The 20,968-nt window shown below is 55.5% G+C and carries 20 protein-coding genes and 1 pseudogene; 15 read left to right on the top strand and 6 right to left on the bottom strand.

The window, feature by feature from the left end:
* The first annotated feature begins 91 nt into the window (after positions 1 to 91).
* Genes AC5EFR_RS16250 through AC5EFR_RS16225 form a run of 6 tightly spaced genes read left to right on the top strand, consistent with a single transcriptional unit; the run spans position 92 to position 4,535 of the window.
* The gene (locus AC5EFR_RS16250) at positions 92 to 1,504 is read left to right on the top strand and encodes a mercuric reductase (protein ID WP_493576829.1); all 1,413 of its coding nucleotides are present in this window, start codon (positions 92 to 94) and stop codon (positions 1,502 to 1,504) included.
* Entirely contained in the window at positions 1,497 to 2,024 is a 528-nt protein-coding gene (locus AC5EFR_RS16245) for an N-acetyltransferase (RefSeq protein WP_493576828.1), read from the top strand. The genes AC5EFR_RS16250 and AC5EFR_RS16245 overlap by 8 nt, the downstream gene beginning before the upstream one ends.
* A gap of 2 nt (positions 2,025 to 2,026) precedes the next feature.
* Positions 2,027 to 2,485, top strand: a complete 459-nt coding sequence (locus tag AC5EFR_RS16240) for a carboxymuconolactone decarboxylase family protein (RefSeq protein WP_493576827.1) — start codon at positions 2,027 to 2,029, stop codon at positions 2,483 to 2,485.
* A 4-nt stretch (positions 2,486 to 2,489) separates the two neighbouring features.
* Positions 2,490 to 2,987 (top strand): peptide-methionine (S)-S-oxide reductase, encoded by a 498-nt coding sequence (locus tag AC5EFR_RS16235; RefSeq protein WP_493576826.1) that lies wholly within the window; start codon positions 2,490 to 2,492, stop codon positions 2,985 to 2,987.
* Positions 2,984 to 4,177 carry a cation:proton antiporter gene (locus AC5EFR_RS16230; protein WP_493576825.1) on the top strand — a complete coding sequence of 398 codons (1,194 nt, stop codon included), beginning with the start codon at positions 2,984 to 2,986 and terminating at the stop codon, positions 4,175 to 4,177. Before AC5EFR_RS16235 ends, AC5EFR_RS16230 begins: the two co-directional genes overlap by 4 nt.
* A gap of 19 nt (positions 4,178 to 4,196) precedes the next feature.
* Positions 4,197 to 4,535: an antibiotic biosynthesis monooxygenase family protein gene (locus tag AC5EFR_RS16225; RefSeq protein WP_493576824.1), complete on the top strand. Its 339-nt coding sequence runs from the start codon at positions 4,197 to 4,199 to the stop codon at positions 4,533 to 4,535.
* 23 nt (positions 4,536 to 4,558) lie between these two features.
* On the opposite strand, the gene AC5EFR_RS16220 is transcribed toward AC5EFR_RS16225, so the two are convergent.
* Both AC5EFR_RS16220 and AC5EFR_RS16215 read right to left on the bottom strand, forming a co-directional pair.
* Complete coding sequence (locus AC5EFR_RS16220) at positions 4,559 to 5,488, bottom strand: CorA family divalent cation transporter (RefSeq protein WP_493576823.1); 930 nt, start codon at positions 5,486 to 5,488, stop codon at positions 4,559 to 4,561.
* A gap of 3 nt (positions 5,489 to 5,491) precedes the next feature.
* A complete protein-coding gene (locus AC5EFR_RS16215; RefSeq protein WP_493576822.1) occupies positions 5,492 to 6,172 on the bottom strand; it encodes a hypothetical protein in 681 nt (226 codons plus the stop codon).
* An 83-nt stretch (positions 6,173 to 6,255) separates the two neighbouring features.
* On the opposite strand from AC5EFR_RS16215, the gene AC5EFR_RS16210 reads away from it, so the two are divergent.
* From AC5EFR_RS16210 to AC5EFR_RS16200, 3 genes and pseudogenes are all read left to right on the top strand, one after another.
* On the top strand, positions 6,256 to 6,702 hold the full coding sequence (locus AC5EFR_RS16210; RefSeq protein ID WP_493576821.1) for a hypothetical protein: 447 nt from the start codon (positions 6,256 to 6,258) through the stop codon (positions 6,700 to 6,702).
* 24 nt (positions 6,703 to 6,726) lie between these two features.
* A complete protein-coding gene (locus tag AC5EFR_RS16205) occupies positions 6,727 to 7,302 on the top strand; it encodes a molybdopterin-dependent oxidoreductase (protein WP_493576820.1) in 576 nt (191 codons plus the stop codon).
* A 199-nt stretch (positions 7,303 to 7,501) separates the two neighbouring features.
* Positions 7,502 to 7,833: pseudogene (locus AC5EFR_RS16200) on the top strand (integrase core domain-containing protein); the annotation flags it as partial.
* A gap of 279 nt (positions 7,834 to 8,112) precedes the next feature.
* Here AC5EFR_RS16200 and AC5EFR_RS16195 read toward each other — a convergent pair.
* The 3 genes from AC5EFR_RS16195 to AC5EFR_RS16185 form a co-directional block, all read right to left on the bottom strand.
* Complete coding sequence (locus AC5EFR_RS16195) at positions 8,113 to 9,372, bottom strand: O-antigen ligase domain-containing protein (protein WP_493576848.1); 1,260 nt, start codon at positions 9,370 to 9,372, stop codon at positions 8,113 to 8,115.
* Positions 9,372 to 10,841, bottom strand: a complete 1,470-nt coding sequence (locus AC5EFR_RS16190; RefSeq protein WP_493576819.1) for a GumC domain-containing protein — start codon at positions 10,839 to 10,841, stop codon at positions 9,372 to 9,374. Before AC5EFR_RS16190 ends, AC5EFR_RS16195 begins: the two co-directional genes overlap by 1 nt.
* Before the next feature lie 110 nt (positions 10,842 to 10,951).
* Entirely contained in the window at positions 10,952 to 11,566 is a 615-nt protein-coding gene (locus AC5EFR_RS16185; protein WP_493576818.1) for a response regulator transcription factor, read from the bottom strand.
* Between the two features lie 248 nt (positions 11,567 to 11,814).
* On the opposite strand from AC5EFR_RS16185, the gene AC5EFR_RS16180 reads away from it, so the two are divergent.
* From AC5EFR_RS16180 to AC5EFR_RS16170, 3 genes are all read left to right on the top strand, one after another.
* Positions 11,815 to 13,224 (top strand): sugar transferase, encoded by a 1,410-nt coding sequence (locus tag AC5EFR_RS16180; protein ID WP_493576817.1) that lies wholly within the window; start codon positions 11,815 to 11,817, stop codon positions 13,222 to 13,224.
* A 100-nt stretch (positions 13,225 to 13,324) separates the two neighbouring features.
* Positions 13,325 to 13,813, top strand: a complete 489-nt coding sequence (locus tag AC5EFR_RS16175) for a putative pterin-binding protein (RefSeq protein WP_493576816.1) — start codon at positions 13,325 to 13,327, stop codon at positions 13,811 to 13,813.
* Positions 13,814 to 13,839: 26 nt separating this feature from the next.
* Positions 13,840 to 16,389: an ATP-binding protein gene (locus AC5EFR_RS16170; RefSeq protein WP_493576815.1), complete on the top strand. Its 2,550-nt coding sequence runs from the start codon at positions 13,840 to 13,842 to the stop codon at positions 16,387 to 16,389.
* Here AC5EFR_RS16170 and AC5EFR_RS16165 read toward each other — a convergent pair.
* Entirely contained in the window at positions 16,382 to 17,605 is a 1,224-nt protein-coding gene (locus tag AC5EFR_RS16165; protein ID WP_493576814.1) for a polysaccharide biosynthesis/export family protein, read from the bottom strand. The genes AC5EFR_RS16170 and AC5EFR_RS16165 overlap by 8 nt on opposite strands.
* 189 nt (positions 17,606 to 17,794) lie before the next feature.
* On the opposite strand from AC5EFR_RS16165, the gene AC5EFR_RS16160 reads away from it, so the two are divergent.
* The 3 genes from AC5EFR_RS16160 to AC5EFR_RS16150 are packed head-to-tail and all read left to right on the top strand — an operon-like array spanning position 17,795 to position 20,967.
* Positions 17,795 to 19,033: an oligosaccharide flippase family protein gene (locus tag AC5EFR_RS16160; protein ID WP_493576813.1), complete on the top strand. Its 1,239-nt coding sequence runs from the start codon at positions 17,795 to 17,797 to the stop codon at positions 19,031 to 19,033.
* Positions 19,034 to 19,035: 2 nt separating this feature from the next.
* Positions 19,036 to 19,956, top strand: coding sequence for a glycosyltransferase family 2 protein (locus AC5EFR_RS16155; protein ID WP_493576812.1), 921 nt, complete (start codon positions 19,036 to 19,038; stop codon positions 19,954 to 19,956).
* Between the two features lie 24 nt (positions 19,957 to 19,980).
* Positions 19,981 to 20,967, top strand: coding sequence for a glycosyltransferase family 2 protein (locus tag AC5EFR_RS16150; protein WP_493576811.1), 987 nt, complete (start codon positions 19,981 to 19,983; stop codon positions 20,965 to 20,967).
* Position 20,968: the final 1 nt, after the last annotated feature.

The raw sequence follows: 20,968 nt of genomic DNA, 5'->3' as shown, positions 1-20,968 counted from the left end.
CTTGTGACCAAGATTATTCAGGATGAGCGTCTTCAGCGTACACCCTGCCAAGGCCCTGATCGCGAAGAATAAAGATAGGGACGAACAAAACATGGATCATTTCAACGCTGTCATCATCGGCTCAGGCCAGGCCGCCCCGTCACTTGCCGTCGGACTTGCCAAACGCGGGCAGTCGGTTGCGCTTATCGAGGGCGACAAACTGGGTGGAACCTGCGTCAACAACGGGTGCACGCCAACAAAAACGCTCCGCAAATCCGCGCGCGTGGCGCATATGGTGCGGCGCGCAGGTGATTTCGGGATAGGCGCAGGCGAAGTCACCGTCGATTTCCCGGCTGCAATGGCGCGGATGCGTGATCGCGTCGATACCGCGCGCCGCGGGCTGACAGACTGGCTTAAGCGGACTAGAGGCGTCGAGGTAATCCAGGGCTGGGGGCGCTTGGAAGGATATGACGAGGAAGGCCGTTTCATCGTTTCCGTCGGTGAAGGCAAGATCACCGCTGAGAAGGTCTTTCTCAACACAGGCACGCGCGCGTTTACGCCGCCTGTTGAAGGTCTCAAAAACGTTGACGCGCTCGACAATGCGTCGCTTCTGGCACTTGATGAATTGCCTGAGCACCTCATCGTCGTCGGTGGGTCGTACATCGGGCTTGAGATGGGGCAGATCTTCCGCCGACTGGGTAGCAAAGTTACCGTCGTACACCGGGCCGACCGCTTGGCAGAACGCGAGGATGAAGACGTCTCTGGCATCATAGCGGAATTCTTCAAGGACGAGGACGTGACGCTTCATCTGAGTGCGAACATCGCCAGCCTCGGTCGCAACATGCGCGGCGTTTTAATGGTATTCGAAGATGGCACAGAGATCACAGGGAGCCACGTTCTCTTCGCCACGGGCCGCGCTCCGAACACCGACAAGCTGAACCTTTGTGCGGTGGGTTTGGACACCGATGCACGCGGCTATGTGCAAACAGATGCTAAGCTGCGAACGAAGGTCCCAAATCTTTGGGCACTTGGCGATGTGAACAGGCGCGGCGCGTTTACGCATACAAGCTATCACGACCACGAGATAGTTCTGGCGGACCTCGATGGGCGCGACGACCTCTATCAATGGAACGACGCCGACCAACGCCCGACCACCTACGCGATGTTCACCGATCCGCCCTTGGGCCGCGTCGGCCTGTCGCGCGCCGAAGCAAGAAAGCTGGTCGCCGAAGGTCGCAACATCCTGATTGCCGATATGAAGATGGCTGACATCAGCCGCGCCAAGGAAGAGAGCGAGACAGCAGGTCTGATCCGCATCATAGTAGATGGCGAAAGCGAGGCTATTCTGGGTGCCACTGTTTTTGGCATCACGGGCGATGAGATCATCGCGATCTTCTCAAATTTCATGGCGACAGGTGCCAGCTACAAAATCATGCAACAGGCTTTGCCCGTGCATCCAACCGTGGCGGAGCTGTTGCCGACGATCCTAGCGGGCCTGAAGCCCCTGGAGGCAGCAGATGCATGACATAACGCTTTTTGGTGAAGTACGCTGTCCCAAGACGCGGTTTTATCAGGCCGCCTTGGAAGAGCGCGGGTTGACCTATGAGATGGCCGAAGTGGATAAGGACCCGCGCGCCGCTGAACGGCTGACGGCTCTGACAGGCAGCGCAGACAAGTTTCCAACCTTTGAGATCAAGGGCCGCAAGGTACGTAACCCCAAACTTCCCGATCTCGACAAGGAACTGGCGCGCGCTGAGCTCTACGACCCAGGTCTTGTCCATGATGACCGTTCACAGCGGTTCATTCGTCACATGCGCACCTCCGACGCTTTTGTCAGCTATGTCTGGCAAGGCGACAGAATGGTGCTCACGCATATTGAGGTTGATCCGGCTTTTCGTGGCGGCGGGCTGGGCACACGATTTGCGACAGAGGTTTTCGAAGAGATCGAGAACCGTTCTCACGAAATGCGCCTGACGTGTCCGTTCTTGCGGAAGGTCGCACTCAAACGCCCGGAATGGCGCAAGAAATTCAAGTTAGGAGACTGAATATGTCCGTCACATTCGAAAATACCCGCTTTGACCCCGATCTGGTGGAATTCCACAGCATCGCCAAGAAAATGGCCGCCTCTGTGGGCTATACGGCAGACCTGTCCGTTGACGGGCAACTGGCCCAGCTCTTGCGCTTGCGCGTGGCCCAGATGAACCCCTGTTCCTACTGCCTGATCCTGCACACCAAAGCGGCTCACGACCAAGGCATCGCACCCGAAAAAGTCGCCCATCTGGCAAGCTGGCGCGAGAGCACCATGTATAACGAGGCAGAACGGTGCGCGCTGGCCTATTGTGAGGCGTTGACCGATTACGACCCCGCCGCCTTCGCTCCGCGTCACCAGACACTCACATCGCATTTCGACGAGAAAGCCATCGCCGAGATCGCTGCTATCGTGATCAACATGAACCTCTGGACTCGCCTCAAACTGGCACAAGGCCAGGTTCCCGTTGCGGAGTGATCGGGTGACGACAATCGGTTTCGGAGGCGGGTGTCATTGGTGTACCGAGGCGGTTTTTCAACCGCTTCGGGGCGTCCTGGACGTGCGTCAGGGTTTCATTCGATCGGACGCTCCCGATGATGCTTGGTCCGAGGCCGTCGAGGTCACGTTTGATCCTGACGTGATAGACCTAAAAGACCTGATCGCTGTTCACCTTGGAACACATGCCAGCGAAGCCCAACACAAGATGCGCGGGAAGTATCGCAGCGCGATCTATGCCTCTGATACCGATCAATCAGAGGCTTGCGATTTCTACTTGTCACAGCTTGCCTCCGAGACAGGCGCGGTGTTCGTCACACGCGTTCTTTGCCATCGCGGCTTCAAGGCATCGGACGAGCGCTTTCACAGTTACTACAAGTCTAACCCGGAACGGCCTTTCTGTCGCACCTATATAGAACCGAAACTCGCCAAACTTCGCGTACGGCACAGCGCTTTGCTGAATAGGGAAAACAAGACTATATGACCCCCACAATCCTTCTGCTGCTTCTGGCGTTCGTGCTTTACTCGCTATTCAGCAAGGCGATTTCTCGAGGCCTTCTGACACTGCCTATCATTTTCACCGCGCTTGGTTTTGTCCTCTCGGGCCCGCTGCACGCGAGCCTTGCGCCCGATACGATACACGAGGGCAAAAAGCTCTTGGCCGAAATCACGCTCATCCTGATCCTCTTTTCCGATGCCAGCCACGTTCGGTTCAAGAAATTGGCAATGGACTGGCAAATTCCAACGCGTATGCTCTTGATCGGCCTTCCCTTGACGATTGCATTAGGAACGCTGGTCGCGCTGCTGCTTAATCCAACGTCAGGGCTTGCAGTTGCACTTTTGACGGCGGCCGTTCTAACGCCAACGGATGCGGCTCTCGGCCAATCTGTCGTGTCTAACTCAGAGGTGCCGGATCATCTCAGCCAGACGATCAACGTTGAAAGCGGGCTGAATGACGGACTGGTTCTCCCCTTCGTTCTGCTCGGTGCGATACTTGCGTCCTCGGCCGCGGGCAGCGCGCATATTGACGGTCTGGCGCTCGAGGCTATGACCGAGATCATTCTTGGACCTATCGCAGGGGGTGCCATCGGTTGGAGCGTGGCCAAGGCTATGGATTGGGCGCAAAACAAGGACCTGATGCAAGAAGCCTCGGGCGCAGTGGTGTTCCTGGTGTCCGCCTTCGCAGCATATGGCGTAGCTGTTGCCATCCATGGAAACGGTTTCATCGCCGCCTTTATTGCCGGGATGGTTTTTGGTAACACTTACCGCCATGATATCCACTTTATAAGTGAGTTCATGGAGGGCGCGGGCCAGCTTCTGACAATGGCGGCTTTCCTCGTGTTCGGTGCATTTCTTCTGCCTGATGGGTTGGCCCACGCGGGTGTGTCGACGGTTGTCCTCGTGTTCGTTTTTCTGACGGTCGTACGCATGTTGCCGATCTTCGTTTCGCTGACGGGAAGCGGCCTTACCGCGCGGGAAAAGCTATTTCTTGGTTGGTTCGGGCCGCGCGGTCTTGCCTCGATCCTGTTCACGCTCTTGATGATGGATCAGTTCGATTTTCCCAATGAAGAAGAGCTGCTTGCCTGTGTCTCGCTCACTGTGGGGCTTTCGATTCTGCTACATGGGCTCAGCTCAACCCCTCTCGCAACACGCATCGGGCGCATGAGAAACTGAAGAAACGAAAGGATAGAAAATGGCAATGCATGTTGAGGTTTTCCGCCACCGAATAGACCCAGACTTCAAAGGCGAATTTGATGACCTCTATGCGCGGATGGTCACGGTCGTCAAAGGCTTAAAGGGCTATATTAGCCACAAGGTTTTCACCGCTGAAGATGGTGAAAAGGTTCTGATCGGCTACTTCGAAAGCTTCGAGGCTATCGAAGAGTGGGATGTTCACCCAGAGCATAAATATGCCAAAGAGCGTGGAAAGAATGGGGTTTTCCTGGAGTATGACGTCGTTGTGGCCGAAGTTGTTGAGCATCATTCGATGAATTTCGGCCACGGCACCCACTCAGACGGTGCGGCTTCGTGAATCCAAGGCCCTAGAACTTCACTTCAAAACCATTTCTTAAACCTAAAGAGGATCACAAGTGCGAATCCGATGGCCAAGCAGATGACCATCAGCACGATGAAGCCATGAGGCGAGCTATTCATCGGGATGCCCAGGAGGTTCACGCCAAAGGCACTGACGATAAACCCCAGCGGAAGGAAAAGCGTCGCAACGACAGAGAAGATGAACGAGCTTTGAGTGATACGCCTGTCCTGTATGCGCGCAACCTGATCGTTCAGAATATCGATCCGGTCCCGCAGATTTTGCAATGTTTCAAGATATCGCAATAACTGGTCGAGGCCGTCATCGATGCGGGCTCGGTCGCGCGCACTGAGCAAGACATGTTCGCACCGCGACAGCTGATCCAACACCGCTCTTTGCGGGCCGAAATGCCGCAAGAAACCGCTGATGCGCGACTGACTCTGTGCCATAGCCGGGCAGGCCGCTTCGGTTTTATGGTGGTTGACCATATCCTCGATCCGATTGACTGCATCCTCAAGAGCCTCAATGTGCTCGTCAATCTCATCAAAATGTTCTTCGATGAGATCCGCAAGAAACTCACCAGGCGTCGCAGGGCCTTTATGCTCTTCAAGGCGCGCATGAAGCGCAATGATCGGGTCGACATCTGCCTCGCGCGTGGTGATCACACGCGCATGCTCGATCCAAACACGGATTGAGACCATATCCTCGGGGTTGGCCATGTCTTGACTGATATGCATCGTTTTCAAAAGCACCATGATGCCCGCATCGTTTACCCGTACCCGCGACCGCGTGTCTTCCTCGACCAAGGCATCGACGACCAGATCATCCAGCATAACAACGTCCATTAGATAGGTGCTGGTTTCCTTGTGCTTGATGCACATATGGAGCCATTCCGCCCCATCTTTGAGCGAATGCAGATGAAGAAACCCCGGCGATGTTCGTGCGTCTTTCATGCGTCAAGGTCCCCCGTGCGGGGCGGGTGCGGCGTGGCGTTCTGAAAATGCGTCCTGAGCGTTGCGCGGCCCAGCAAGCAAGACCTTCGCCCCATCTGCCAATGCAGTTCCATCCCAAGCACGTAATTTGGCTTCTGCATTCGTCCGCACGCCGACTACGACCAAACCTGCGGGCCAGCTTCTCATTGGCTCGGGCGGTGCTTCAACAATGGTATGTTCGGCCAGAAAACTTTCAGCATCAAGCTGGTACAGGATCGTATAGGTCGTGTGGGCCATCCGCCTGACAAGCCACGCATGCGCGATGCCACATATAAACTCGTCCACAATTGAAGAGAAAAGGACATAGCGTACAAAAGCGATGGCAAGGACAATTGCCGCTATCTGCATCAGCACACCACTCGCTGTTTCTTCGATCCCGAAAGCGCCGACGACCAGAGTGGCAACCACCGATGCCAAACCAATTGAACCTGTGATGATCAGCACAGTGAGGATTTTGCGGCGCTCCGGCGTCTGGAGGATCAACTCCGACTCAGATGTCGTAAACCCAGTGCCGCTTAACGCTGACATGGCCTGAACTCTGGATATCTCCCTTGAGAGGCCAGTATGTTCGAGAAACACAGCCGCCACACGCACAATCGTGGACGAGATCGAAAACAAAATCACGATGGACAGTGCCGCACCCAAATTTTCCCCTCCATAGCGCGTGACAACAAATATTCACGCTTTATCATGCCATTAACTCTCTCGCTTACCGTAAAGGAAATACCATGATCGACAAGAGCCACCTGCGCGAAACGATGCTTGCTCTGACTGAAGCCGACCTCGCCCAAGCCCACAAAACCTATGAACGCTTTCTGAGTTCGGCGCGCTTGGATCGGACCGAAACCATCGAAAACGACGAGCAGAGCCAAGCAGAAGCCGCTGCTGACCTTGCAGAGGCATTTGATGACCGCGAGCATGAGGCTGAAGCTAAGATTGCAGCACTAAGTGCGCTCGATTTCGGCCCCAAAGACACAGTCGAACCCGGTGCGGTCGTTCGGTTCGGCGAACGTTTTCTTGTCATCGGCGTGTCTACCGCTGAATTTGAGTGCCAAGGAAACAAATTCATAGGAATTTCCCCTGCGGCACCGATCTATGAAGCTCTGGAAGGTAAGTCGCAGGGGGACGATTGCGAATTTCGAGGCAGAACCCTCCACCTTCATGAGGTGTATTGACCCCATTCGAACGGAGTTTTCGGCATGAGTGAAACCCGAAACGGGAGGCCCAGGGTGCCGCCTGGTCAAGTGGTAACGCAGAAATTCCCTGTTATGACGGCAGGGACACCTCGCACTGCAGACAAGAAAGACTGGACGCTGACTATCGACGGCGAGGTGGAAAACCCCGTCACCCTCGATTTGGCATCGTTCAATGAGCTGCCGCAGCGCGAGTTTGTGACCGATATTCACTGCGTGACGAAGTGGTCAAAGCTAGACACGCGTTGGAAGGGCGTTGACATAGCCGTACTCTTCGATCTCGTCCGCCCACATAGGGATGCGCGCTACGTTCAAGCGCGCGCAGATGGCGATTACTCAGCCAACCTGCGCATCGCTGACCTACTTGACGGACAAGCAATCGTAGCGACGGAATTTGATGGCAAACCCCTGACACCCGAGCATGGCGGGCCTGCCCGCCTCGTGGCACCACGGCTGTATTTCTGGAAGAGTGCAAAATGGCTGCGTGGCCTACATATCAGTCAATACGACTACAAAGGGTATTGGGAGAAGCTGGGCTATCATAATTTCGGTGATCCTTGGAAAGAACAAAGAAACCGTTAGACGCGCCACAACGCCATGAAAACAACGCGTGCAGCTCCAAGCCGCAGTTTGGCTTGACTATCATTTTGGATATTAATCAATGGATTGAGGGGGGGAGGTATTTTCTGCACGAACAACGGCTACGTCAGATTGGGATTGCTTCGTCCACAGGATTTGACTTCGTATTATCCTTCAAATTGCAGCTACAACGAATGTCGGAATTCTGCGTGACGTACCTGCCTACATGCGTTCAGACAACGGCCCGGAATTCATCTTAGTGGCCGTCAGGGACTGGATTAATGCCGATGGAGCAAAGACTACATCTATCGAGCCTAGGTCACCCTGGGAAAACGGATACTGCGAAAGCTTCATTGGACGGATGAGGGACGAGCTTTAGACGGTGAAATCTTCCACTCGCTACGTGAAGCTCAACTCACCATCGAAAGCTGGAGGAGACATTACAACACCAAACAACCCCATAGTGCATTGGGCTACAGACCAGCTGCGCCACAGGCCATCATCCAAATGAACCAACGGCCAATCATGCTCTAACTTTCAAATTGGCCACTCAAGTCGGGCTGGTCACTGCGTAGCATTGATGTCTTGGCCGATTGAGATTCGAATGGCCGCTTACACCGATGTAGCCTGAAACCTTCGCGGACGCAGCCAAGGGCAACTCTCCACCCGTTTGTGACGAGCGTAGCGATCCGGCCCGGCCGCGACCTTCCCAGATTGCTCAAACTCGCGATGCAATCCCGCAATCTGCCGTTCAGCGCAGGGTACAGTAAAGACAGGACCTAAACAAAAAACTGCGAACTAAATCAGCTTGCTCTACGTCTGGACCAGCATCTCTCGGCTGTGAATTCCCAACATGATCAGAGCCGGCCAAATCAAATACGTCTGGATTTCTAAGTTTTCGCCAAAGGACAGCAAAACCAGCGTCAAAAGTACCCCCAAGGGCAAGGTACCTCGCTTGGAGTTGGCTGCATCAATAACCGAAACGACAACGTGACAGCCGAATGGCACCGCAAAGGCGCTGAAACCCACCGCGCCTTTGACAAATAGCAAACCAAACCACGTATGGTGGCTGCCAATTGGCATATATTCGACGAGATGCGGACCGGGTTGAACCCGGCCATGCCCAAACCAAACCGCGTCTTCTTGCCAGCGTTCATAGGCGATCCTTTGCAGGGTTGCGCGAACGCGGGTGCTATCTGCGCGGGCTGATTTGAACGCGTCTATTGTTCCGAAAAGGGCATTTTGAAGCGGCGTGATGAACAGGCCAGACAGCGCAGTCATCCCCGCCAAGGCAGACCAAGCAAACCCGCGAAAAATGAAGGGCGCGAGCCGAGGAAGGGTCGTACAGAACGCCAGCCCAACCAACCCCATTCTGGATTTTGACGCCAATATCATCAACACCCCGGCCGCAACGCCAGCAAGCATCCAACGTCGGTCCTTTTCCTCAAGGGCAAACAAAACCATCATCACGCCAAGAAGGGCTGCGAAGGGTGACCACGGAGCAAAGAACTGCCAGCGGGGTTGCCCCGATCCGGGGTCGATTGTGTAGAGGAATACGGTGAAATATTCCGGCCCCGGCCCGCCTACGACCTTGAGAGGCGAGGTGAAAACCCGTTCGGGAAGTCCGACATACGGAGCGAGCAACATCAAAGGGGCAAGGGCAAGCGTTGTGGCCCCCAAAATACAATGGGCGCGCACAAGGATTTCACGGCGCAAAGGGAGAACAGCGCCCGCCAAAGGGAATAGGCACATCAAGGCCCAGCCTTTGGCCCAGCCAATGGTTGATTTGATGGTTGTCTTAACCCCCATTGCCCAATTCATGTGCCCCACCCAGAGCGCAATCAGCATCACCGCCATGCCGATAATCCAACCCCAAATCAGCCAAGGCACAGGGCCTGTGGCACGCAGATCAGGCCGAATGGCCGGACCAAGGTAAAGCGAGAGCACCGCAAACCCCGCCATTATCCATGCCAAAACGGGCCCAAGAATATAGAGCCCACCAACGAAATAGACCGGCCAAGTGGCAACAAGCGCCCAGAATACGAGGCGCTCAGGCAAGGTGTCGGGGCGGATCACGGTGTTGCCTCGGGCGCGGTCGGACGGGTCAGAATGCGATCAATGAGGGCTTTGCGATACCACCCCAAGGTCGCAGCGATCGCCAACATCAAACTGGCCGCGATGGCCGCTGCCAAGACCAGTTTGGTTTTGGGGGAAGACGGTCGCGTTGGCAGGTTTGGGTCCTCTAACACCTGAACCAAAGGGTAAGACGCATAGATATCGGTTTTGGAGGATTGCGAGCGGGCGATGGCCGAGGCAAACACCGCTTCGGCCACGGCAAAATCGCGTTGACGGTCCTCAAGTTCCGAGGCCACGGGCTCTAGGCGTTGGATTTCAGCGGCGTCTTTGCGGTGTTGCGCCGAAAGGGTCGACACTTCCTTGCGCATCGCCTCAAGAGTTGCATGTTCGCGCACCAGTTCCGAGAGCAAATCCGCCCGCGCGCCGTCCGGGGCTCGATCAAGGGAGCGGACCTCGGCCATCGAAAATCCGGTCACCGATGCGGCCAGTTTTAACACTGCCTTTTGGGCGGTTTCATGTGTTCTTTGGGCGGCTTGGCGTTCGGGATGACGGCCCCCGAAATGGGATTTTGCGGTGGTGAAAAGGGCGGCAGCCTCGGCCAGTTCGGCCAAAGCAACCCGATATTCTTCATCAGAAAACAGTTTCAAAGTTGCCGCTGCATGCTGAGCCGAAATGTGTAGAGCGGATTCCAGATTGGCCACACGCGAGGCTTGCGAGGCGGCCGTGCCGTTAAGAGTTTGCAGCCGTTCGGCCAAAACCTCGAGTGCCGCAACCCGGCCCTTGAATTGATCGGCAGACATCAATCCGCTGTCCTCGCGCAGGTCAGAAATTGAGGTTCTGTTGGCCCGAACCGAGGTGACATAGTCGGCGATTGCATCTTCGCCACCCGCTTGACGTTGCACAATTTCGTCTTGCCGCAGCGCGTCGATCTCGGCAAAGAACGATGCCAATAAGGCGCGTGCGCGTGACTGGGCTGCTGGTGCCGCATCGGCGGAAAGCTCAACGTGGATCAGATTGGTTTGATCGACAAGTTTGATTTTTGGACGACCGAAATCATCGCGACTGACCTGTTCGACCATGGCCGCAGCGTTCAAAATCCGGTCGGCCACAATCAACCTTTTGTAGGTTTCCGTCGGGCTGATCGACCCATTGGCAAAGGCTGAATTGGCATAGGAAGAGGCCTGTCCAAATTTGTTGAGATTCACCGATGTCGAGCTACCTGCACCGGGTAGGATCAATGAAAACTGTGAGGTGAATTGTGGTGTTGCTGTTGTGAGATATCCAAGGCTTGGTAACCAAACCGCCACAAGCCCCATACCGAACATCGACAGATACCGCATATTGCGTCGGGTTTTGGTGTACACCCACCGCTTTACACGCCGTACCCATGATCTCGTGCCGGATGCCTTAACCCGAGTGGTGCCATTTGCGGAAGCGGATAAAAATTTGGGGTTCTGAAAACTCATAAGCACTCTCCTTGCTTACGAGTTTACCGGTCCGATCTGAGTTTTGCGTCGCCCCACCCGGGCAGGGTTTGCGGGGATTGGGATTGGTAACCTACCCGATCGGATATGTTTTAGAACAATCCTGCTTCGCGTGCGACCAGGGCCGCTTGGGTCCGATTGTTGACGTCAATCTTGCGATACAGGGTTTTGACGTGCAGTTTGATTGTCGGCTCGGCCAAATCCAACCCACGCGCGATTTCCTTGTTGGACTGGCCTTTGGTCAGGCCTTCCAACACCTGCAATTCCCGTTGTGTGAGCTTATCCAACAGGGGATGGGCCGGGGGCGTGTCTGGTGCGGTCATGAAATCAATCGGGGCGTATTGTTCACCCATGGCCATGAACCGAATGGCATTGATCAGCGATTGTGCCGCCAGTGTTTTGGGAACAAACCCTGCGGCTCCGGCTTCGAGTGCGGCTTCGGCGACCTCGCGGGTGGCATCCCCTGAAATCAGCGCCACACGCGGTGCATTCTCCAAATCGAGAATGCGATGTAGCCCCTCAAGACCGTTCATCTTGGGCATTTTGTAATCCAAAAGAACCAGATCGTAAGCGTCGCCGGTTTTGATCCGCTCAAAGGCCTGATCGAAATTCGCCACGGCGTCGACGTCGATGTCGCCCGTGGATTGAACATAGGCAACCAAGGTGTCGCGCACCAAGTCATGATCATCAGCTAGTAAAAGTCTCACTGGTCTACTCCATCAACACGGGGTGCTTTGATTAGACACTGCATGTGTGTCCGCGACAATGGTTGCGGTGTTCTATTCGGAACTACGCGCCCATCCGTTCGGATAGGTCTGGCGGTCCTTTGCGAAATTTTAACCCTGTTTATCACTCTCTCACACCTCATGTCCCGCGGTGGCATCCTCCTGCGCCTTTGGGAAAAAAGCCGGTGTTTGTCATGCTGATCCCAAGCACATCTTGTGGGAGGATCACCATGCAACATTCATCAAACGCAGACTTTGGTTTGGGCGCGACGCCTATCGAGCGATTCAGCAAAACGGTCAAGACAACACAGCCAACCAAGGCACTGGCCGTGTTAGACCAACCCCTATGGGATGGGACAGCGCAGGGTGCCATTGCGCAATGTTTAAACGGGCAAAGGAACACGGTGTTTTTCCTTAACGCGCATTGCGCAAACATCCGGGCACGGCACCGGACTTATGCCCAGGCGCTTGCGCGGGCGGATTATGTTTTTCCGGACGGCATAGGCGTGGAAATGGCCGCCAAGATGTGTGGGGATCAGGTTACGACCAACTTGAATGGCACCGATTTGGTGCCCGACCTTCTGCAAGAGGCAGGGCGGCGGGGCCTTTCGGTCTTTCTTCTTGGCGCGCGTCCTGATGTCGCTCAAGCGGCGGCTGACAAGCTTGAGGCCAGCTGTCCGGGGGTGGTGATTGCGGGTGTCCGGGATGGCTATGCTCAATCCGCCGACAATCGCCAGACAGTTGAGCACATCAACGCCTCCGGTGCCGATATTGTGCTTGTTGCCAAGGGTGTACCCCTTCAGGAGTTGTGGATTGATCAGCATCGCGATCAACTAGAGGCTCAACTGGTTATGGGGGTTGGGGCGCTCTTTGATTTTGTGTCTGGTATGGTGCCGCGCGCGCCAGAACCGATCCGCAAAGCCCGTGCCGAATGGGTGTACCGGTTGTGTTGCGAACCCAAACGAATGGCCCGCCGCTATTTGATTGGCAACGCCACTTTTTTGGGACGGGCATCCGTGCATGCTATCAATGGCCTTGCAGCGGGGACAATCGAGAAACGGATGCTCGACGTGGTATTGGCGAGCTTTTGCATTCTCTTGCTGTCGCCCATCCTTTGTCTCATTGCGCTGGCCATACGGATGGATAGTCGCGGCGCGGCCGTGTTTTCGCAAACAAGAGTTGGTGAATTCGGTGCCGAGTTCAAACTCTTTAAGTTCAGGACGATGCATTTGGATGCCGAAACCCGGCGGGCTGATATCCTGGCCATGTCAGATCGGGAAGGCCTATGTTTTAAGTCACGCCAAGACCCCCGGATCACCCGTGTTGGGTCGTTTTTGCGCAAATGGTCTTTGGACGAAATCCCCCAAATTTTCAATGTATTAAAGGGCGATATGTCTTTTGTTGGTCCGCGTCCGGCACTTCCCGGTGAGGTCGAGGCCTATCCAGAACACGCGCTCGGGCGGTTGCTGGCCAAGCCGGGAATCACGGGGTTGTGGCAGGTGTCGGGCCGGGCCGATATTGGTTTTGACAAGATGATCGACCTTGATCTGGCCTATATCAAAGCGCGTTCAATCTGGCTCGATTTGATGCTGCTGGCCTTGACCTTTCGCGCGGTTCTGTTGCGGCAAGGCGCGTATTAAACCGCCCTCTAATCCGAACGGATAGGACACCACCCGGAATAGCCATACCGGGTGGCGGTCTTTTTGCGCATGCTTGGGTCAGACCGATAGGAGACACATCGTGACCAAATTGCTGACTGTTCTTGTCGCTGTAATCATGGCTTTTGCGCCGTTTGTGGCCGTTGCGGACCAAAGCGCGAGCGAGCCCGTCTTGTTTATCCAGCAAGATGCATCTTCTGAACCTGTTGCGGTCACCTTGGCTGAACTACAATCCTTGCCTCAGACAACGTTTAAAACATCAACTATCTGGACCTCAGGCGTGGCTGAGTTTTCCGGCGTGGCCTTGTCACGGCTATTGAGTTCTTTTGGGATTGAGCAAGGGGTTATCAGAGCCCGGGCCGCCAATGATTATGCCGTCGACATTCCCATAGCATCCTTAAGCCCAACCGCCCCGATCGTGGCCTTTCGCATGGATGGTAAAACGATCCCGCGACGTGGAAAAGGCCCGCTGTGGATTGTCTTTCCCTATGACATGGATGCCGCGTTTCGGACGGAAACGATATATTCTCAGAGCATTTGGCAATTGAAAAGTCTGGATGTGGTAGACTGAAATCACGTATTGGGAGTTGTCGTTACATGAGTGCCACTAGGTCAAAGGCCGTCCAACGGTTCCGGATTCCGATCCTTGGAACGTTGTTTGCGGTTGCTGGGTTCGCTGTCCTTTCGTGGTTTATCTATACCGAAGCCCTGCAAGAGCTTGAGACCCTGAAATTCGCCAAAACGGACAATGTAGAATGGTCGATGAGCCAGAGCGAAGTGGATTACCTGCGATTTCTAGAAGCGCTGTCGATCACCCCAGAGACGGCGACGACGCAACAGCTTGCAGAAATCCGTCTGCGCTTTGATCTGTTCTATTCTCGTATTGATCTGTTTGAGCAAGGCGCGCTTTTTGCGGCGTTTCAACAAGACCCAAAACTTGGCCCGCTGCTTGATACGATTGGGGCAGGGCTTGATGGTTTGGTCGACACTGTGGATGGCCCGGATGCGGGGCTGATCCTTGCCTTGCCAGAACTACGATCAACCGCTCTGGCCATGAGGTCTGATGTTCGGGAATTGGCCCTAAACGGCGTGGCCTTTTTCGCCCGTCAGTCCGATCAAGATCGCAATCAAAGCGCCGTCACCCTGACACATCTGGTTTATTTGACTGGGGCCATGCTTTTCGTGATGGCGATGTTGAGTTTTGGGTTGTTCTATTTCAATCGACAAACCTATCGTCAAAGCATCAAAGTCGCCCAGGCCAATTCCCGCCTTCAAGGCATATTGGAAACGTCTCTGGATGGTGTGATCGTCACCAAAAACACCGGCGAAATCCTAACCTTAAACCCGGCTGCGGAAAAAATGTTTGGGCATTTGGCGGAAGATGTCCTTGGGGCTCCTGTCGGTGATCTGATCGTGCCGGATCATTTGCGTCAGGCCCATCGCGCCGGAATGGCCCGCATGTTGAGGGGCGGCGACAGGCGTGTCATCGGGCAGGGGCGCGTGCAACTAGAGGCCTGCCGTCAGGATGGGTCAATTTTCCCGGTTGAAATGGCGCTCTCGGCGGTCAATGAAGATCAAGACGAGGTATTCGTTGCTTTTTTGCGCGACATGTCTCAGGCGCACGCCGATGAAAAAGAGCTGATCAAAGCCCGAGATCAAGCCTTGGCAGGGGAAAAAGCCAAAACCGATTTCCTTGCTGTCATGAGCCACGAAATTCGCACACCGCTCAACGGGATACTAGGCACCTTGCAGTTGATGGCGCGTGAGCCGCTCACCCAGCCGCAGCAAAAGATGCTGCGCAATATGGACATCTCAGGCCAGTTGTTGCTGCGCCATGTAAACGCCGTGTTGGACATTGTCAGCGCCGAGGCCGGGACCGTTTCGGTGCGAGAGGATGTGTTAAACCCCGGAATGTTGATCCAAAAAATCGTCGATGCTCTAGGTGGGGCCGCAGCGGAACGGGGCAATGTGATAGAATGGTCGTGGAACGGTAGTGAAAAGGATTGGGTCCTTACCGACGCACATAAGCTCGAACAGATTTTGCTCAACCTTGTGGGCAATGCGATCAAATTCACCCGCGAAGGACGTATTGCGATAGGAGCCGCGATAGAAGCGACGGCCGATGGTTCCGAAATACTGAACCTGTCAGTTTTCGACACAGGGATCGGCATCGCCCAAGACCACTTGCCAAATGTGTTTGATGACTTTCAAACCTTTGATGCCTCGTTGGATCGCGCCACGCCTGGCTCGGGTCTCGGTCTCGGAATTGCGCGCCGATTTGCCGAGACTTTGGGCGGGAGCATCGCTGTGTCTAGCACCCTTGGCAAAGGCAGTCAGTTTGACGTGAGTTTGCCGGTGAAACGTACCGTTACCCCGGTCAAGGTTGAGGACGACCCGAACTTCCAAGCGATTTTACCGCCAAAGATGACCATTCTTGTCGTCGATGATAATCAGATCAACTTGGACGTTATGGCGGCGATGCTAATACATGAAGGTCATGGAGTGACCTGCACCACCAGCGGGCTGGACGCGGTTCAGCAAGCGATGGCCAAACGGTTTGATGCGATTTTGATGGATATCTCAATGCCCGGCATGGATGGTGTCACCGCCACGGCCCATATTCGTCAAGGCGGCGGGGCGTCTTCCGATGTTCCGATCTTGGCCGTTTCCGCCAATGTGTTGCCCGATGAAACGCGCTCTTATCTTGAGGCCGGTTTGTCAGGCGTTCTTGGCAAACCTTTGACATTTGATGCCTTGCAAAACGCGTTGTTGGCTGTGAATGGACCAAGCGCGGCCTTGGCTCATTCTGACGACCTCCTTGACCAACGCCAGCTCGATCAAATGCACAGGACTTTGGACAAAGCCGCATTGAACAATCTGTTTACACGGATGATGTCCGATGCAGATCAATTGATCGCGGATTTGGGGCCTGATGCCGATTTACCCGCAACCGCTGTTTTGGCCCATAACGTTGCCGGAAGTGCCGCGATGTTCGGAGCGCAGCAGTTCCATTTGCATCTCAACGACATCGAAAAACTCTGTTTGGCAGGCGAGCGAGACGCTTTCGTGCGCGCGCTTTCTGCGCTTGGAGAGTGTTGGCGTGACAGTCGCGCGGCGCTGGAAACTTGGCACTCAAAGGTTATTTGAGAACCAAAGCGGCCGCGCCGACAACGGTTGTGACCCGTCCGATATCCGCAATGTTGGTCACCGTGCTGTCATAACAGGCAATGGCATCGCCGGGCAAGACATAGGGATCGTAATCATCGCGATCTGCCCGGCGCAGCAACCGTTCGATATTGCGCTCAATCACAACGGACACCTGCGTTACGGGATTGCGAGAAAACAGCACGGCGTGGCGGTTGGCATTGGTGAGCTTCACGCCGCCCACGCAATTGGTATCAACGACCGCTTTTAGGAAACGCGCGCCGTAGGGCACTTCGCGCACAGATCGTCCGATGGCGGATTCCGCGTTGCCGGTGGCGGGTTGCGTTAGGTTCGACATGTATAGCGTAACACCCGGCGGGCTAATTGGGCTTGGGCGCATCAGGTCGTCTTGGAAGCACTGGCGGCTTTTCACGACTATCCTATCCCCGTTCAACAACATGATGTCGGTCGGGTCACTGCCATCAAAAATGCCCCGCAAATCCATCCGATAGATTTCACCGGCCCTGTGCAGTTCAACAGAAGACAGGTCTGCATCTGGGCGCACCCCGCCCGCAGCACGCAAGGCCACCGAGAGGTTGCGTTCTTCTGTTGAGGCCCCAATCGCGCTCTGCCGCATCCGATCGGCTTGATCGCCGGAAACCGCCCCGATCCGAACCGCATGGGGTTCAAAAACCGCCCCAGTTACGCCGACGCTAACATCGGCAAAATCTAAAATGCGTAGAGAAAGCTGGGGCGCGGTTCCATAGTGGCCGGTCTTGACCAAGGCCCGTTGCACGGCGCGTTCGACCTCTCGCGTGCTTTTGCCTTGCGCTGAAACGGGGGGCATATGCGGTATGGTCAGATCGCCCTCTCGGGACACGACATAATCACCGCTAAAGGTGTCATCGCCTTCGACCACCAGTTGCACAAGATCGTTTCGGGTGAGCTTTTCACCCAAAAGCGGGCTGAGGGCGGGCGCGGACCATTTGCCAATCGTGTCATCAATGCTGCCCCCAATCGGCGGCAAGCAGGGTGTTTCGTTCATCTCCTGCGCCTCTAAATACCGGGATTTGATCTTGGCCGGTTTGCGGTACTGCGCTTGATAGGCCTTTCCTTCGGCGACCGGTTCAATGTTTTGGGGCGTTTTTAGACTGGCGCAGCCGGGAAACAGCGACAGTGCAAGAGTTGAGGCAAGTGTTATCGGTAAAAAACGAGGCATGGATACATCCTTTTGGGCTTGCTTCAAGTTAAGGCCAGTCCCTCCAACCACGCGAGATGGGGATCGGGATGGCAATGCAATCCCAATGGATAGGGGGACACCCATTATTGTTCTGGCCTGATCCAGAGGGGGCGAAGACGGCTATTTTTCAGCGGGTTACAAAGGGGGACCTTCAGATCGGAGCCCCCCATGAAGCAACACACTCACGGACAGGATCGCGGATTTATTCCCGATTTCCTCGCTTTTGGTGCCTCCGAGATCACGGCCAAGGTCTCGCGTATTTTGGTTGTGATCGCTGTCGCCCGCAGTATGGATGCTGCACAAATTGGCGTGGCTGCTGCGGCCCTCGCTGCGGGCGACATTCTTAAAGCACTAAGTGAAAACGGTGTCGGCCAACGCATCATCGCCGCCCCGCAAGCCGAGCTTGAGGCGACGTGCAACCGGGCCCAGTCACTCTTTCGGTTTTGGTGTTTTGGTCTAACGGGTTTTCAATGGGCCATCGCCGCGGTGCTGTTTGCCTTTGGGGCGCAAGAGCTGGGTATTTTGCTGGCGATATTGGCGGTGGAATACCTCTTTATGCCGGCTGGGTTGGTTCAGGCCGCCCTGGCTATGCGCGAAGGCAAGTTGCCGCAAACGGCGGTCATCGCTGGTGGACAGATCGTTGGGGCCAATCTGGCGACCACCGTGCTTGCCGTTCTTTGGCCCTCACCTTTGGCTTTGGTTTTGCCCCGCCTTGTCGCCGCTCCGATTTGGTTGATCTGTATGCGTCGCCTGCGCCCCTGGACGTCAAAACCAACCGTCGGAGCCGCCCCGATATCGCCATTTTTGCGGTTTGGCAGTGCCGTTATAGGCATCGAATTGGTCAAGGTTCTACGTGTTCAAGCGGACAAACTGATTGTTGGCCTGTTGCTCGGTGCCGAAGCTCTTGGCCTATACTTCATGGCGTTCAATGCCGGCCTTAGCCTTGCAACATCCGTGACACAGGCATTTTCCGTCGCCTTGTTTCCACATCTTTGCACGGCACCAAACCGGTCTGTCGCTCTGCGCCACAGCTTGATTGTCTCGATCTGTGTGGTCTCTCCCTTTGTGTTGGCGCAATCCCTGCTGGCCCCGATCTATGTTCCACTCTTGCTCGGCGACGGGTGGGAGGCGGTGATTGAACCGGTGTCGATCCTCTGCCTCGCTGCCATTCCCGGTCTTATCTGGACCGGTTGCGCGGGCCTGTTACGCGCCAACGATCGCCCGCAAGACGAATTGAGGGTGGGTGCAATACTGGCACTAGTGCTCGGGATCAGCACGGTTGTGACCGCGCCCCATGGCCTCACTACCATGGCATGGAGCTACCTCGCGGTGAGCACGCTCATCATGACAGGGTTCGCGGCCCCCATCCTGCTTAACGCTTTTTCCCAAAAACCAAACGAGGTCTAACAATGCCAAGGTTTTCAATTGTCATTCCCTGTTTCAACGCGGCCTCAACATTGGTCGAAACGCTGGACAGCATAACGGCACAAGTCTTCACAGATTGGGAAGCGCTTTGCGTTGATGACGGGTCGTGTGACGGAACCCGTGAGCTGGTCGAGGACTATCAAAACCGTGACCCGCGCATCCGACTATTGCGCAATCCGGGCAAGGGCCCGAGCGCGGCACGTAATTATGGAGCCTTGACCTTGGCACGCGGGGCCATCCTCTGTTTTTGCGACGCGGATGACATTTGGACACCAGATAAGCTTGGGCAATTGGATCACCAGTTTCGCTTACGTGACGTTGACGGCATCTATGCCAAAGTCGGTTTCTTTCGAACCGCCCCCGGTGACGGGCACAGGCAATCAACGGTGAAACCATCCGCGTTGACAATCACGGATATGTTGTCGGAAAACCCGGTTTGCACATTGTCGAACCTCAGCCTGCGCAAATCTTGTTTTGACGCAATCGGCGGGTTTGATCCGGGCTTTGTTCACAACGAGGACCTTGATCTTTTGGTGCGCCTATTGGGTGCTGGGGCGGTGATCCGGGGCAGGGATGATCTGCAGGTTTGGTATCGCTGCTCTCCTGATGGATTGTCGTCGGACCTTGAAGAAATGGAACGCAGTCGACGTGCGGTCCAAGAGCGCGCCCGTACCTTTGGTGTGCAATGTGATGCCAAGGCAGAGGCGGTTTATTTGCGCTATCTTGCGCGGCGCTCCTTGCGGCTAAAATCGCACCGGTTTCAGGCATTAGGGCTGACCCTGCGGGGCATCAACCATAGCCCATCTGGATTTTTCGCCCCTCTGCATCGCGGTGCCGCAACGGCTTTGGCCTCTGTCGTTGCACCAGTTCTTCCGCAAACACTTCGCACCGCCTTGTTCTCCTAATCCCATTCCGAAAGGATCTGCCAAATGCCCACCGCAAGCATCGTTGTCCCCGCCTATAACGCCAGCCGAACCTTGCCTGAGACCTTGCGCTCATTGCTGTGTCAGACGTACCGAGATTTCGAAATCATTGTTGTCGATGATGGTTCGAGCGATGAGACGGCCCAAGTCGCCGGGCAGTTTGCAACCGATCCACGGCTCAGAATAGTCCGTCAAACCAACCGAGGGCTAGCCGGCGCGCGCAACTCTGGTATCGCGGCCGCACGGGCCGACTATGTGGGGTTTTGCGATGCCGATGACCTTTGGGTTCCGCACAAGCTTGATGTTCACATCCGGCACCTAGACGCCAACCCGGATGTGGCGCTAAGCTATTCAGGCTCTAAGCTTATTGATGAGGACGGGGCCCCGCTTGGTATTGTCCAAAAACCACGACGGCGGGGGGTGACACCGGCGCATGTGTTTAAACGCAACCCTATTGGCAATGGCTCCGCCGTTGTTGCGCGGCGTGTTGCCCTAACCGACATAGCCTATCGACCACATTTTGAGTCCGAGCGGGATTGGGTGTTTGACGAAACCTTTCGCCAGTCGGAAGACATCGAATGCTGGTTGCGCCTCATGCTGACCACTGATTGGCAGATAGAGGGAGTGGCGCAACTATTGACCGAATACCGCATCAGCAGCCACGGCCTGTCGGCTTCTATTGATCAACAGTTGGATGCGTGGGAACGCATGGTCACGAAACTGACGGACCTGAACCCAGAATTTTTTGACACCCACGCCGATGCCGCCAGAGCCTATCAATATCGCTATCTCGCCCGTCGGGCGATCAGCCTAAACCTCGCGCGGCGAGGTTATGACTTTGCGTGGCAATCGCTTCAGATGTCTCGCAAGCCGCTGATCGAAGAGCCGATCAAAACACTCTCAACCCTTGCGGCTGCCGAAGTCCTCAAGCGCGCCGGTGCCTTGCGTCTTCGGCAGGCGATGACGGCCTTGACCGCCATCAAACGTTTCTAAT

The sequence above is a fragment of the Pelagimonas sp. genome (assembly GCF_058892305.1).
The sequence above is the reverse complement of the archived record's forward strand: the minus strand, read 5'-3'. Positions and strand labels throughout refer to the sequence as shown.

Excerpts from the sequence above, each read along its gene's own strand:
- AC5EFR_RS16250 (WP_493576829.1), top strand. The coding sequence starts at position 92 with ATGGATCATTTCAACGCTGTCATCATCGGCTCAGGCCAGGCCGCCCCG.
- AC5EFR_RS16245 (WP_493576828.1), top strand. The coding sequence starts at position 1,497 with ATGCATGACATAACGCTTTTTGGTGAAGTACGCTGTCCCAAGACGCGG.
- AC5EFR_RS16240 (WP_493576827.1), top strand. The coding sequence starts at position 2,027 with ATGTCCGTCACATTCGAAAATACCCGCTTTGACCCCGATCTGGTGGAA.
- AC5EFR_RS16230 (WP_493576825.1), top strand. The coding sequence starts at position 2,984 with ATGACCCCCACAATCCTTCTGCTGCTTCTGGCGTTCGTGCTTTACTCG.
- AC5EFR_RS16225 (WP_493576824.1), top strand. The coding sequence starts at position 4,197 with ATGGCAATGCATGTTGAGGTTTTCCGCCACCGAATAGACCCAGACTTC.
- AC5EFR_RS16220 (WP_493576823.1), bottom strand. The coding sequence starts at position 5,488 with ATGAAAGACGCACGAACATCGCCGGGGTTTCTTCATCTGCATTCGCTC.
- AC5EFR_RS16210 (WP_493576821.1), top strand. The coding sequence starts at position 6,256 with ATGATCGACAAGAGCCACCTGCGCGAAACGATGCTTGCTCTGACTGAA.
- AC5EFR_RS16205 (WP_493576820.1), top strand. The coding sequence starts at position 6,727 with ATGAGTGAAACCCGAAACGGGAGGCCCAGGGTGCCGCCTGGTCAAGTG.
- AC5EFR_RS16190 (WP_493576819.1), bottom strand. The coding sequence starts at position 10,841 with ATGAGTTTTCAGAACCCCAAATTTTTATCCGCTTCCGCAAATGGCACC.
- AC5EFR_RS16180 (WP_493576817.1), top strand. The coding sequence starts at position 11,815 with ATGCAACATTCATCAAACGCAGACTTTGGTTTGGGCGCGACGCCTATC.
- AC5EFR_RS16170 (WP_493576815.1), top strand. The coding sequence starts at position 13,840 with ATGAGTGCCACTAGGTCAAAGGCCGTCCAACGGTTCCGGATTCCGATC.
- AC5EFR_RS16165 (WP_493576814.1), bottom strand. The coding sequence starts at position 17,605 with ATGCCTCGTTTTTTACCGATAACACTTGCCTCAACTCTTGCACTGTCG.
- AC5EFR_RS16160 (WP_493576813.1), top strand. The coding sequence starts at position 17,795 with ATGAAGCAACACACTCACGGACAGGATCGCGGATTTATTCCCGATTTC.
- AC5EFR_RS16155 (WP_493576812.1), top strand. The coding sequence starts at position 19,036 with ATGCCAAGGTTTTCAATTGTCATTCCCTGTTTCAACGCGGCCTCAACA.
- AC5EFR_RS16150 (WP_493576811.1), top strand. The coding sequence starts at position 19,981 with ATGCCCACCGCAAGCATCGTTGTCCCCGCCTATAACGCCAGCCGAACC.